Annotated in this window: 11 protein-coding genes; 6 read left to right on the plus strand and 5 right to left on the minus strand. The window is 70.0% G+C overall.

Features of this window, described 5'->3' with window-relative positions; all coding sequences use genetic code 11:
• Positions 1-107 precede the first annotated feature (107 nt).
• Complete coding sequence (locus F1734_RS23990; protein WP_010593666.1) at positions 108-1,529, minus strand: RtcB family protein; 1,422 nt, start codon at positions 1,527-1,529, stop codon at positions 108-110.
• An 86-nt stretch (positions 1,530-1,615) separates the two neighbouring features.
• On the opposite strand from F1734_RS23990, the gene F1734_RS23995 reads away from it, so the two are divergent.
• Positions 1,616-2,032 (plus strand): archease, encoded by a 417-nt coding sequence (locus F1734_RS23995; RefSeq protein WP_010593667.1) that lies wholly within the window; start codon positions 1,616-1,618, stop codon positions 2,030-2,032.
• A 431-nt stretch (positions 2,033-2,463) separates the two neighbouring features.
• Here F1734_RS23995 and F1734_RS24000 read toward each other — a convergent pair whose 3' ends face one another.
• Positions 2,464-3,474: a M23 family metallopeptidase gene (locus F1734_RS24000; protein ID WP_203011154.1), complete on the minus strand. Its 1,011-nt coding sequence runs from the start codon at positions 3,472-3,474 to the stop codon at positions 2,464-2,466.
• A gap of 221 nt (positions 3,475-3,695) precedes the next feature.
• On the opposite strand from F1734_RS24000, the gene lpqS reads away from it, so the two are divergent.
• The 4 genes from lpqS to F1734_RS24020 all read left to right on the plus strand — a co-directional run bounded on the left by lpqS (position 3,696) and on the right by F1734_RS24020 (position 7,493).
• Complete coding sequence (gene lpqS, locus F1734_RS24005) at positions 3,696-4,115, plus strand: putative copper homeostasis (lipo)protein LpqS (RefSeq protein WP_318283933.1); 420 nt, start codon at positions 3,696-3,698, stop codon at positions 4,113-4,115.
• Between the two features lie 97 nt (positions 4,116-4,212).
• Positions 4,213-5,328: a PLP-dependent cysteine synthase family protein gene (locus F1734_RS24010; RefSeq protein WP_026137770.1), complete on the plus strand. Its 1,116-nt coding sequence runs from the start codon at positions 4,213-4,215 to the stop codon at positions 5,326-5,328.
• 8 nt (positions 5,329-5,336) lie between these two features.
• The gene (locus F1734_RS24015) at positions 5,337-6,614 is read left to right on the plus strand and encodes an MFS transporter (RefSeq protein WP_228287229.1); all 1,278 of its coding nucleotides are present in this window, start codon (positions 5,337-5,339) and stop codon (positions 6,612-6,614) included.
• A 48-nt stretch (positions 6,615-6,662) separates the two neighbouring features.
• The gene (locus tag F1734_RS24020) at positions 6,663-7,493 is read left to right on the plus strand and encodes a F510_1955 family glycosylhydrolase (protein ID WP_010593672.1); all 831 of its coding nucleotides are present in this window, start codon (positions 6,663-6,665) and stop codon (positions 7,491-7,493) included.
• Positions 7,494-7,595: 102 nt separating this feature from the next.
• On the opposite strand, the gene F1734_RS24025 is transcribed toward F1734_RS24020, so the two are convergent.
• On the minus strand, positions 7,596-8,309 hold the full coding sequence (locus F1734_RS24025) for a DUF305 domain-containing protein (RefSeq protein ID WP_017680803.1): 714 nt from the start codon (positions 8,307-8,309) through the stop codon (positions 7,596-7,598).
• Positions 8,310-8,753: 444 nt separating this feature from the next.
• Between F1734_RS24025 and F1734_RS24030 the strand changes: the two genes are divergently transcribed.
• Complete coding sequence (locus tag F1734_RS24030) at positions 8,754-9,020, plus strand: SHOCT domain-containing protein (RefSeq protein WP_010593674.1); 267 nt, start codon at positions 8,754-8,756, stop codon at positions 9,018-9,020.
• 278 nt (positions 9,021-9,298) lie between these two features.
• Here the strand turns inward: F1734_RS24030 and F1734_RS24035 are convergent, their stop codons facing one another.
• Both F1734_RS24035 and F1734_RS24040 read right to left on the minus strand, forming a co-directional pair.
• Positions 9,299-11,737, minus strand: coding sequence for a heavy metal translocating P-type ATPase (locus F1734_RS24035; protein WP_010593676.1), 2,439 nt, complete (start codon positions 11,735-11,737; stop codon positions 9,299-9,301).
• Between the two features lie 191 nt (positions 11,738-11,928).
• Positions 11,929-13,047 (minus strand): YVTN family beta-propeller repeat protein, encoded by a 1,119-nt coding sequence (locus F1734_RS24040; protein WP_010593677.1) that lies wholly within the window; start codon positions 13,045-13,047, stop codon positions 11,929-11,931.
• Positions 13,048-13,143 lie beyond the last annotated feature (96 nt).

The following is a 13,143-nucleotide window of genomic DNA, read 5'->3' on the forward strand; positions in this document are numbered from 1 at the left end:
CCGGGTTTCGACGTCGACCCTCACGACACCGCCCGGCGGGGCGACCGAATGTCACATCGCATCGATGTAGTCGACCGAATGTGACATTCGGCCCAGGGCGGGGGTGCTTACCCCTTGACGACGCCGAGCGGCACGAGCCGTGCGACCCGACGGGCCAGACCGGCCCGCTCGCTCACCTCCGTGACCGCGTCGATGTCCTTGTACGCCTGCGGCTTCTCCTCGGCCAGTCCCCGCCACGAACTCCCCCGCACGAGCACGCCGTGGGACTCGAGCGCGTCGCGTACCGCCCGGCCGTCGGTGTGTCGAGCGGCGCGGTGCCGGCTCTGCACCCGGCCGGCCCCGTGCGCGGTGGAGAAGAACGCCGGGTTCCCGGCGACACCGGCGAGCACGTACGAGGCGGTGCCCATCGTGCCGGGAATGAGCACGGGCTGACCGACGTCCGCCAGGTCCTCGGGGACGTCGGGATGGCGGGGCGGCAGTGATCGCGTCGCGCCTTTGCGGTGCACGCACAGGGTGCGGACCTGCCCGTCCACCTCGTGCCGCTCGATCTTCGCCAGGTTGTGCGAGACGTCGTAGAGGAGGTCGAGAGTGGTACCGGCCGTGTCCTCGAAGACCCGGCGGGTCGCCTCGGTGAGCAACTGCCGGTTGGCCCGGCCGTAGTTGGCCGCCGCCACCATCGCCCCGAGATACGCCTCCCCCTCCGGTGACCGGACCGGCACGCACGCCAGCTGTCGGTCGGGAACGTGAATCTCGTAGCGGCCCATCGCCTTCTCCATCTCACGTACGTGGTCGGTGCAGATCTGGTGGCCGAGACCGCGGGACCCGCAGTGGATCATCACGCACACCGTGCCCACGTCGAGACCCATCGGCCGGGCAACGGCCGGGTCGAAGACCTGCTCGACGGCCTGCACCTCGAGGAAGTGGTTGCCCGACCCCAGGCTGCCGAGCTGACCGAGGCCCCGCTCGACGGCCCGGTCGCTCACCGCGGCCGAGTCGGCGCCGGCCAACACGCCCCGGTCCTCACACCGCTCGAGATCGCGGACGACACCGTGCCCCTGGTCCACCGCGAACCGGGCGCCGCCCTCGAGCACCCTATGCAGCACGCTGCGGTTCGGCAGCTCCCACACGCCCCGGGTCTGCATGCCACGGGGCACGACGTGACCGAGCCGGTCCATCAGCAGCCCGAGGCGCGGCGCGAGCGCGGACCGGTCGGCGTCACGCGCGATCAGCAGCCGCACGCCGCACGAGATGTCGAAGCCCACCCCACCGGGAGAGACGACGCCGCCGTCGTCGATGTCCGTCGCCGCAACTCCACCGATGGGAAAGCCGTAACCCCAGTGCACGTCCGGCATGGCGAACGACGCGGTGACGATTCCCGGCAGGGTCGCGACGTTCGCGACCTGGGTCAGCGCCTCGTCTCCTTCCGCGGCGGGAAGCAGGGACCGGGCCGCGAAGACGATCCCGGGTACGCGCATCGCGCCGGTCCGGTCGATCCGGAACCGGTACTGGGTCTCCTCGACGATCCTCATCACTGTCCGATCCGGGGCGGAGAACGCGGCGTCGGCGGCTTCGTTCCACCATAGAATCTGCAATGCCCGCTGCACAGGAGCGCGTCATGAACGAAAGCGGATACCGGTCGGTGCCGCACACGGCGGACCTGCGCATCGAGGCGTGGGCACCCACCCGTGACGAGTGCATCGCGCAGGCGGTGCACGGCGCCGTCGCGAGCTTCGCGGAAACCTCCTCCGCCGGGCCGGTCCGGGTGCGCACCCGCCGGCTGACAGCCGACGGCGACGAGGACCTGCTCGTCGCGGTACTCGACGAGATCGTCTACCTGCTCGACGCGGCCGGGGAGGTCCCGGTCGATGTGGCCGTCGACTCCGGTGCCGGCACGGCGGAAGTGCGGTTCTCGATGGCCGACGTCGCCTCGGTCACACAGGTGGGTGCGGTCCCGAAGGCCGTGTCGCTGCACGGGCTGCGCCTCGAGCGCGGACCGGGAGGATGGTCGTGTTCGGTGACGCTGGATGTGTGAACCGGCGCCGCACACGCGGTCCCTGTTGCGGCGCGCCGCGCAGGCGACCGTGGGGGTGTTCCCGCCTGGGATCTTCCACTGTAGACGGCCGGAACTGCCGGCTGGGGCGGGCCCCGGACAGTCGGCGAGATGCGACGAGCGGTGGCGCTACATCGGCATGTTCATCATGGGCATCCCACCCATCTCGTGGAGCCACATCATCAGCTGGTGCAGCAGGGTGTGCGCTTGGTCCATCATGCCCATCATGTTCACGGCCGTGACCTTTCCTGGAGCCGAGTAGTCCTCGGGGAGGGATCGTCCCACTATCGCCCGCCGACGATCCCGATGTGCCGCCTCGAGTGCGAGATCCGGGATCTTCAACAGATCTTCACGGGATCTCGACCATCGGGGTCCCGGCACGGCAGGAGGAGGTGCGGTTGCCCGCTCGGAGGTCAGTCCGCAGCGATGAGGGGGGTGCCGCGGTCGGCCAGCCACTGCGCCGGGTCGGTCTTGGCGCCGGAGGGGTCTTCGACCTCGAAGTGCAAGTGGGGTCCGGTGGAGTTGCCGCGATCTCCGATGGTGGCGATCTTCTGCCCGGCTTCGACTCGTTGCCCGACCTTCACCAGGTTGGCGTTGTTGTGGCCGTAAGTGGTCACCGTGCCGTCGTCGTGCCGGATGCGTACCCACAACCCGTAACCCTGTGCCGGTCCGGCGCTGACGACCTCTCCGTCGGCGACGGCGACGATCGGTGCGACCATGGTGTTGGCGATGTCGATGCCTCCGTGTCCGCGCCCGTCACCGAAGGTGGAGGTGATCACCCCGGCGGTCGGGGCGACGGGCCGGCCGGTCCCACCCCAACGCCCGCCCTCGGCCGGGCGCGGCGGGGTAGGGCTTGCCGGTGCGGCGCCGGGGTCTTCCAGCCGGGTGGCGCCCTCGTTCCCGGGGGCCGTATCGGGTGCGCCCGCAGCCGGCGCATCGTCTTCCTCGGGTGGCGTCCCGGGCTCCGGTGCCGGGGGGCCGTGACGACCCGGTGCCGTAGGTGTACCGGGGTCGGCGGCCAACGCTGCCAGCAGACGCGGAGCGATGCTGTAATCCAGTCCGGCCAGTTCGGTGCGGCACACCGACAACAGGCTTGCCCCGGTGCCCTGGGCGCTCCATCGGGTCGCGCAGCCGGCCAGGGACTGCAGGGTGGCGACCGTGTCGTCGAGTGCGCCGTTGTCCCGGGCGGCGCGCACGCCGGCGGCGGCGATGTTCGCCACCGTCTGCCATCGAGCGGGATCGACCACCTGCCCGGCCGGGTCGGCTCCGGTGATGGTCAGCGCATCGGCCACGGACGCCGCCACCGGCTCCGGTGACAGATGCGTCGCTCCGGCCGTCGGGGCCGTGAGCAACGGGACCGTCAGTCCCGCCGTCGACGCTCCCAGGATCAACGCGGCCCACCGGCCGCTGTGCGTGCGGTGCATGGCACTTCCTCCCGCCGCCTCACGAGAAATGTCCGATTGGAGAGGTATATGGGGGTTTGTCAAGGCGACACACCGTAACGCTAGTGCACTTTCATCACTTGTGTCTCTGTAATCGCATCCTCACCCACTGACCCAGCAGTGTCGGAGCGGGTGCCGAAACGGGGCGACGGGATGTACGGTCGGCCGGGTCGCCGGTGCTGCACTGCTACAGTCGGGAAGTTGTGACGGCCCGATCGACTTCTCCGCCCCTGCGGACCGCGGTCGCATTGGTCGTCCTCTACCTTCTCGGCTACACCCTGGTGCAGTGCGGTCTCACCGTGGCGGACGGCCATCATCACGACGATGTGCACGTGAGTGCGACCGCGCAACCCGGTGCGGAAACGGCGCCCGGGCATGCCCATGTCGATCACGACTCGTCCGGCCTCGATCCTCACCACGATCAACTGTTCCTCGGCCCTCGTGCGGACAACGCCGGGCGTCCGATCGCGGTGGTCACGGTGGTCACGGTGGTCGCGGTGGTGGTTACGGCCGCGATCGCCCGGCGGCACGCCCCGACCCTGTCGCGGGCCCCGCCACCGGCGCCCGCCCCGGCCCGCAGCGGCCGGGCGATCCTCGACGAACTCTGTATCAGCAGGTGCTGATCGGCAGCGGACCGGCCGCAGGGACCCCCTGTCGGCCCGTCTCGTGCTGCCCATCGCATCGTGCGCTCATTGCGCGCCACCACAGAGATGACTCGTCATGAACAGTGCTGTCTTCCCCGTTTCCACTCCGCCGCAATCGTCGGCTCGGCTGTTGACCTCTGCCCCGTGCTGCCCGGAGCCGACCACCATGGTCGGCAACACGCCGGTGCTGTGGATCGGTGAACCCTTCGCCGATGCCGGCGCCGGGTTCTGGGCCAAGCTCGAAGGGAACAACCCGGGCGGCATGAAGGACCGCCCCGCCCTGCACATGGTCGAACGCGCCCGCAGCCGGGGCGAGCTGGCCCCCGGGGCCCGCATCATCGAGTCGAGCAGCGGCACTCTCGGACTCGGCCTGGCGCTGGCCGGCATCGTCCACGGTCACCCGGTGACCGTGGTCACCGACCCCGGTCTCGAACCGATCATCCGTCGCATGCTCGCCGCCTATGGTGCCGACGTGGAGCTCGTCACCGAACCGCACCCGACCGGCGGATGGCAACAAGCCCGGCGGGACCGGGTGCGTCAGCTGCTCGAGGCCCACCCCGGCTCCTGGTGCCCGGATCAGTACAACAACCCCGACAACGTCGAGGCCTACCAGTCACTGGCCCTGGAACTGCTCGGCCAGCTCGGTCGCGTGGACATACTCGTCTGCTCGGTCGGTACCGGTGGGCATTCGGCCGGCATCGCCCGGGTGCTGCGCCAGTTCTGCCCCCAGTTGAAACTGGTGGGCGTCGACACCGTCGGCTCGGCCCTGTTCGGCCAGCCGGTCACCTCCCGCCTGATGCGCGGGTTGGGCTCGAGCATCCATCCGGGCAATATCGACTACGGCGCGTTCGACGAGGTGCACTGGGTCGCTCCGCGGGAAGCGGTGTGGTCGTGCCGCACCCTGGCCGCCACTCACCACGCCAGCGGGGGCTGGAGTGTGGGGGCGGTCGCCCTGGCCGCCGGCTGGCTCGCCCGCACCCACGCCCCCGACCTTCGGATCGCCGCGATCTTCCCCGACGGCCCCCAGCGGTACTTCGACACCGTCTACAACGACGACTTCTGCGCCGAGCACGGCCTGCTGGACGGACCGGCGCCGACCGAACCGATGACCATCGACCATCCCACCGACCGCGTCGTACGCTCGTGGACGCGGTGCGCCACCGTCGTCGACCCCGCGGAGTTGCGGTCGTGAAGGCGCTGATCACCCGATTCCGCAGTTTCGACCGCCCCAGCCAGGTGCTGATGGTCAACCAGTTCTCCATCAACGTCGGCTTCTACATGCTCATGCCGTACCTGGCGAGCTACCTGGCCGGACCGCTCGGATTGGCAGCCTGGGCCGTCGGGTTGGTGCTGGGGGTGCGCAACTTCTCCCAGCAGGGCATGTTCCTGGTGGGCGGCACCCTGGCCGACCGGCTGGGTTACAAGCCGCTCATCGTCGCCGGTTGCCTGCTACGGACCGCAGGGTTCGTGCTGCTCGCCGCCGTCGACTCGCTGCCGGCGGTGCTGGTGGCCGCAGCAGCCACCGGATTCGCCGGCGCGTTGTTCAACCCCGCGGTGCGGGCATACCTGGCCGCAGACGCCGGGCCCCGCCGCGTCGAGGCCTTCGCGGTGTTCAACGTCTTCTACCAGGCCGGGATCCTGCTCGGTCCGCTGGTCGGTCTGGCGTTGACCGCGGTGGACTTCCGGATCACCGCGCTGGTGGCAGCGGCGGTATTCGCGGCGCTGACGCTGACGCAGATCCGAGCGCTGCCGGCGCAGACCGTCGAGGCCACTACCCCTGCCGGACCCCGCCCCTCGATACTCGACGACTGGCGCACGGTGGTGACCAACAGGTCGTTCGTGCTGTTCGCGGCGGCGATGATCGGCTCGTACGTTCTCTCGTTCCAGGTGTATCTGGCCCTGCCGCTGCAGGCCGAGGTCGTCGCCCCGGACCAGGTATCGGCCACGGTGCTCGTGACCTCGCTGTTCGCGGTCTCCGGGCTGGTGGCGATCGCCGGGCAGCTACGTATCACTTCTTGGTGCGGCAACCGGTGGGGACCCGGACGCAGCCTGGCCGTCGGGATGGTGGTCATGGCGACCGCGTTCGTACCCGTAGCGGTGTTCTCTTCCCCCACTGGGACCGGCTGGGCGATGGCCGCGGGGGCGTTGGTGCTGTCGGCGGTGATCCTCTCCGTCGGTACGGCGGCGGTGTTCCCGTTCGAGATGGACACCGTCGTCGCACTCTCCGGGAACCGGCTTGTGGCCACCCACTACGGGTTCTACAACACCGTCGTCGGGGTCGGCATCCTGCTGGGCAACCTCGGCACCGGGGCGGTGTTCGGGTGGGCCGCCGACGCCGGCCTGGAATGGCTGATCTGGGTGCTGCTCACCGCGATCGGGATCGGGTGCGCGGCAGCGCTGTTTCTGCTCCACCGCACCGGCCGGCTCACCGCGCCACCCCCGACGCCGACCGACGAGCAGGTCTCGGCCTCGGCATGATGCCCCCGCCGGCACCCTTTCGTCCGGCCCGAAGAGAGGAATCCCCGTATGTCTGTGTCCCGCCTGCCGGGCGCCGTGTCGGCAATTGCCGCAGCCGCCTTGCTCGTGGCAGGGTGCTCGTCCCCCGACACCCGGAGCGCGGCGACCGCACCTCCCGGCGCTGTCGTCGCACCGCACGTTGCGTTGTCCCCGACGCTCGATCACGTGCACGGGCTGACCGTCGATTCCGCCGGCACTATCCTGGCCGGCACCCACAGCGGACTGGTCGCTCTCGCGCCGTCCGGCACCACCACCGAGGTCGGCACCTCCGACGACGACTTGATGGGGCTGGCCGGGGTGCCCGGCAGCGACGTCCTGGTCGCCTCGGGCCACCCGGGGCCGTCGAACCCCGGTCCGAACCCGCTGGGACTGCGCCGTAGCGACGACGGCGGGCGCACCTGGACCGATCGGTCCCTGGTCGGAGAGGTGGACTTTCATGCTCTGGCCACGGACGGCACGGTGGTGGTCGGTTTCGACGGCACCCGCGGGATCCGGGTATCCACCGACGCCGGCACCACCTGGAGCGCCGGTGCTCCCGTGGCGGCTGCGGCCCTGGCGCTGACCCCGGCCACGGTGTGGGCGATCACGCCGGCCGGGCTCGAGCGCAGCACCGACCTGGCACACACCTTCACCCCGGTCGAGGACACACCCGCCCTCGTGCTGCTCACCGGCACCGGCGACGGACTGTGGGGCATCGACACCGACGGCTACGCCTGGCGCAGCCGGGACGGAGCCGCCTGGGAGCAGCGGGTCTTCGTCGGGGCGGTGGAGGCGCTGACCGCCACAGGGTTCGACACCGCCTACGCCGCTACCGCCGAGGCCTTGTACACCCTGACCTGACGCGACCGGCCGCGCTGCGGCCCAGCAAACCGGTAAGGCCCGGCACACGTGTGTGCCGGGCCTTGCCGTGTCGGTCCCGCGAGCTCACCGACTCTCTCGTGATCACAACGAGGACAGGATGTTCTCCATCGTCGCGATCTCCTGCTGCTGGGTCTCGGCGATGGTGCGGGCCATGGCCACCGCCTCGGGATTCTGCCCGGTATCGATCTCGGTCTGCGCCATTTCGATCGCGCCGCGGTGATGTTCGATCATCTGGGTCAGGAACAGGCGGGAGGCGTCGACGCCTTCCGCGTTCTGCAGCGCGGCCATGTCTTCGGCCGACATCATTCCGCTCATGCCGCCGCCCATCTGTCCGCCGCCGGGCATGGGGGTGGACTGCATGGGCATGTCGTGACCGGGCATCTCCATGCCGGGTGACGACATGGGCATGTTCGGTGTGGTCATCGGCATGCTGGTCGTGCCCATGGGCATGGTGGGCTGCCCCCAGTCGGCGAGCCAGCTCTGCAGCTGTTCGATCTCCGGACCCTGGGCGGCCTTGATCTGCTGGGCGAGTTCGGTGACCCGTGGGTCGATGCCCTCCTTGGCCAGGATGACATCGCTCATCTCGATGGCTTGGCTGTGGTGCGGAATCATCTGTTGGGCGAAGGTCACGTCGGCTTGGTTGTGGTCGGCGGCAGCCTCGGCGGAGGCACTCGCGGTCGCCGTCGCCGACGGGCTCGCCTGCGAGGCCTGATCGTTGCCGGAGTCGCTGCAGGCGGCCAGGGTGAGCGCCGCGGCAACTGCCACCGCGCCGGTGGCCAGGGACTTCTTCCTCACAAGCACATTCCTTTCCGTTGTGTACGCGCACCGGCAGGCCCCGCGGTGGCGATATCGCAAGCATCCCCTCACAGGGGAGGCGGCAAACCCGGTCCCGTTACGGGCCCCTCGTCGGGACGCGGACCACTGCGGGCGCCGGCGCTGCAGACCGGCCGGTGAGCCGGTGCACCTTGTTCGGATCCGAGCCTGGCAGCTGCACCCGGTGGCAGCCCGGACCATTCTGTGAAGATTTCCTGAAGAACTCCACCCGGGCGTCCGAGCGGCCGTCACCGGAGTTCTTGAGCAGATCTTCACGAAAACGACGGAGAAGAACGCACCCGGGCCGGGCACCGTGGACAGCGCAGAACCGGGATCGCGCCGCTGAGCACGGGACCGGCACTGTGGGCCCTGTGCGGGGGCCGGACAGTCGGTGCACGGGCACCGACCGAGGAAGGGTGGTTGACGATGATGTTCTGGTACGGCGACGGCATGAGCGGTTGGGGTTATGTGCTCATGACAGTCGGGATGGTGGCGTTCTGGGCCCTGGTGATCGTCGGAATCGTGATGCTGGTGCGCGCCGCGGCTCCCCGGTCGACACCGCCCCCGTCGGGCTATGCCCCGACGCCGGAAGAGGTCGTAGCCATGCGCTTCGCCCGGGGCGAGATCGACGAGGACGAATACCGGCGCCGTCTCGACGCCTTGCACACCCATCGTCCGGACCCGAAAGCGTGACCCCTGCAATCGGATTCGATCGCTCCGCCCACGTCCGCTGCGCAGGGACCGGAAGCGGCGGTGTCAGCGACGGTAGTGGCGACCGGTGGAGTCGTCGGTGACCAGGCGGTACAGCACATAGACCGAGAACCAGACGATCAGCACGGCCACCAGCACGAGCGCGATCTCGTATACGAGGACCACACCACCGATTCTACCGCCACGCCGGCCCACCCGACTTCTCGTCGGTGCCCACTGATGCACCGGCACCCCGAAAAGGATCAGCGGCCCGAAAAGGATCAGCGGCGCGGACTGGTGGGAATCGGCTCCGGCGCCGGGCGCGGGGCCGGCTGCTCCTGCGGTGGGGACGGCAGTTGCAGCCGCTTGAGCATCAGCGCGTTGACCGCGACGATCAGACTCGAGCCGGACATCGACAGCGCCGCGATCTCCGGGCGGAGCACCAGTCCGAAGGCGGGTTCGAACACGCCGGCGGCGATCGGCAGCGCAATGGTGTTGTAACCGATCGCCCAACCGAGATTCTGCCGCATCTTGCGCAAGGTGCCGCGGCCGATGCGCAGCGCGATCGGCACATCCAGCGGGTCCGAACGCATCAGCACCAGGTCGGCGGTTTCGATCGCGACATCGGTGCCGGCACCGATGGCAATGCCCAGATCCGCCTGCGCAAGGGCCGGGGCATCGTTGACACCGTCGCCGACCATCGCGACCTTCTTCCCGCCGCGTTGCAGTTCGGCGATCTTGTCGGCCTTGTCACCGGGCAGCACCTCGGCGATGACGGTGTCGATGCCCAACTGCCCGGCGATACGCCGGGCCGTGGCCTCGTTGTCGCCGGAGAGCATGACCACCTCGATGCCGAGATCGTGCAGCGACGCCACCGCCTCGGCCGAGGTCTCCCGGGCGGCGTCGGCCAGGGCGACCACCCCGACGCCGCGGCCGTCGACCGCCACGAGCACCGCGGTACGCCCGGTCGAGGCCAGCTGGTCGCGCCGGTCCGTCAACGCGCCGAAGTCGACGTTCTCGGCCACCATCAGCTTGCGGTTGCCCACGGCCACCCGCCGGCCCGCCACCTCGGCGACCGCGCCGTGACCGGGCACGTTGCGGAAGTGCCCCAACGACACCTCTGGAATGTCACGGGCGGTCGCGTAGCGCACGATCGCCCCCGCCAGGGGATGCTCCGATTCGCGTTCGACCGCGGTCACCAAGGCCAGCATCTCGTCCTCCGGCAGCCCGTCGGCCACGACGTCGGTGACCTCCGGCTCGCCCTTGGTCAAGGTGCCGGTCTTGTCCATCACGACCGTGTCGATCCGCGCCGAGGTCTCGAGGGCGGTGGCGTTCTTGAACAGCACGCCGCGCTTGGCGCCCAGGCCGGTGCCGACCATGATCGCCGTCGGGGTGGCCAGCCCCAGCGCGTCGGGGCAGGTGATCACCACGACGGTGATCGCGAACAGCAGCGCCCTCTGCACGTCACCGTCGACGAGCCACCACACCAGGAAGGTGCTCACCCCGCCGATCAGGGCGACCAAGACCAGCCAGAACGCGGCCCGATCGGCCAGGCGCTGACCGGGCGCCTTCGAGTTCTGCGCCTCCTGCACCAGGGCGACGATCTGGGCGAGGGCCGTGTCGGAGCCGACCTTGGTCGCCCGGACCCGCAGGGTGCCGGTGGTGTTGATCGACGCACCGATCACCTCCGCGCCTTCGGCCTTGGTCACCGGCAGGGACTCACCGGTGACCATCGACTCGTCGACCTCGGAGCTGCCCTCGACGACGACACCGTCGACCGGGATCTTCGCCCCCGGCCGGATCAGCAGCAGATCCCCGACCACGACCTCGGCGGTGGGGACCTCCACCGGCTCACCGCCGCGCAGCACCACCGCCTTCGGGGGCGCGAGTTCGAGCAGGGTGCGGATGGCATCGTTGGCGCCGCCGCGAGCACGCATCTCGAACCAGTGCCCGAGCAACACGAAACTCGCCAGCACGGAAGCGGCCTCGTAGAACACCTCGCCGCCGCCGGTCAGGGTCACGCCCACGCTGTAGAGCCAGCCGGCGCCGATGGCGACGGCGACGAGCACCATCATGTCCAGGGTCCGGGCCTTCAGAGCCCGGTAGGCGCCGTCGAAGAAGATCCAGGACGAATAGAAGATCACCGGCAGGCTCAGCACCAGGGCGAACACGTCGTCGCGCAACCCGAAAGGCGCCGGCGTCGTGAAACCGAACATGTCGCGGCCCATCGGCGACCACAACATGATCGGAATCGACAGCGCCAGCGCCACCAGGAACCGGTTGCGCATGTCCCGAACCATCGCATCCATCGACATCCCCGCATGCCCGCCGTGACCCATCATCTCCTGGGCGGAGCGGGTGCCGTGCTCGGCGTGGGGGCGGTGCTCCTTCCCGGCAGGTCCCTGTTGTTCGACGTGGCTGTGCGCCGCCGGGTGCGGGGGATGTGCGGGTGCGCCGGGGCCGGGAGCCGGTTCGCTCATCGGGTCGCACACGTGCTCGGGCACCGACCGTCCGGCGCAGTGATAGCCGCAGTCCCGCACCCACCCCGACAGCTCCACCACCGACGTGCGGTCGGAGTCGTAGGTGACAGTGGCGGTCTGATTCACCGCATTCGCCTCCACCGCGGACACCCCCGGTCGGCGCAGCAAGGTGGATTCGATGGCCGACGTCGACGTCGCCCAGTGCAGGCCGCCTACTTCCAGAACGGTGGTTCGGTTCATACGATCCGGTCCCTCCCTCTCATGGCCGGGCACGCAATGCCCGCCCTCTGCGCGGTGCGATGCTCCGATACCGCTACCGATGGTCGGCACCGATACACGCTCGTCGCCGACCGTGTCCGAGTCTGCTCGGCCCCGCCGTGGCATCTTCTGGCGGTTGGATGAAGATTCGTTGAAGAACTCCGGGTCTCGGGTCAGGGTCCGTGTTCGTCCGAATGCTCTCGCTCGGCCCCCTCGTCGGTGCCGTGACCGGGGGTGGTCGACGTGGGAAGCGGTAACTGGGTGCGGCTGCCGGCCACCGCAGGCGAGCGGGGAGAGAAACTGACCCCGTTGGGCCGCTCGCCCACCGGCACGGTCGCCACCACGGACAGGCTGGGCAGATCGACCACGGACACCGTGTCGTCGTAAGTGTTCGTCACCCACGCCCGCGTACCCGAGGGATCGATCACCACCCCGTGCGGACCGGCGCCGGTGCCGACCGCCCCGCGGATCGTCATCTCGGCTGTATCGATCACCGAGAGGGTGCTCCCGGGCTGCTGCCGGGTGCCCTGGTCTGCGGAGACCACGGTCTTCTCGTCCGGGGACAGGTACAGCTGCACGGGCGCGGCCGGCACCGGAGCGGCACCCACGACCAGGCGGGCAGCGAGATCCACCTTGACCACCGCGGCCGGCTCGGTGGTCCCGGCGTAGGCGAACCGTCCGTCGCCGGTGACCGCGACCTGAGCCGGGGCGGCGCCGACGGGTACCGCCCCGATGGCCCGATCGGCGGCCGGGTCGATCACGTGCACCACGCCGGCTGCGGTGTCGGCGACCACGATCACCGAGCCGCCGGCCGCGGGCCGCAGACCGTGCGGCATCCCGCCGAGCTCGATTCGCCCTGCCGGCTGCAGTCCGGGGGTCGCGAACACCGAGACCGTGCCGTTCCCCGCATCGGTGACGTACACCTTGCCGTTGGGTGCGTCGATCACGTGTGCCGGCGCTGCACCGGTGGGCGCGACGGCGCGCACCGCATAGGTGGCGGGATCGATCTCGATCACCCGGTCGTCACCGCTGACGGTGTACACGGTCGCACCGTCGCGCCCGACCTGAACATTGTGCGGGGAGTCCACCCCGGTCACGGTCGTCACCACCTCGTCGGTGGCCGCGTCCAGGACCGTGAGGCTGTTGCCGTCCTCGTCGGCGACCCACACCGACCCGGTCACAGGCCCGGGCGGGCCGGAGGTGGCCGCCGTCGAGGCCGGACCCGGGGTGGGACCGCTTTCCTCGGAACACCCTGCCAGCGCCACCGCCGTGAGAAAGACCGTGGCGGTCACCGCACTCCGGCGCCGACGTCGGGACCGAAGAGACGGTCGGGACGCAACCGGCTCACCGATGACGTTCACCTTGCACCTCCGGCAGCAGTTCGGGGA

It is taken from the genome of Rhodococcus ruber (assembly GCF_016804345.1).
GTDB classification, from domain to species: Bacteria; Actinomycetota; Actinomycetes; order Mycobacteriales; family Mycobacteriaceae; genus Rhodococcus; species Rhodococcus ruber.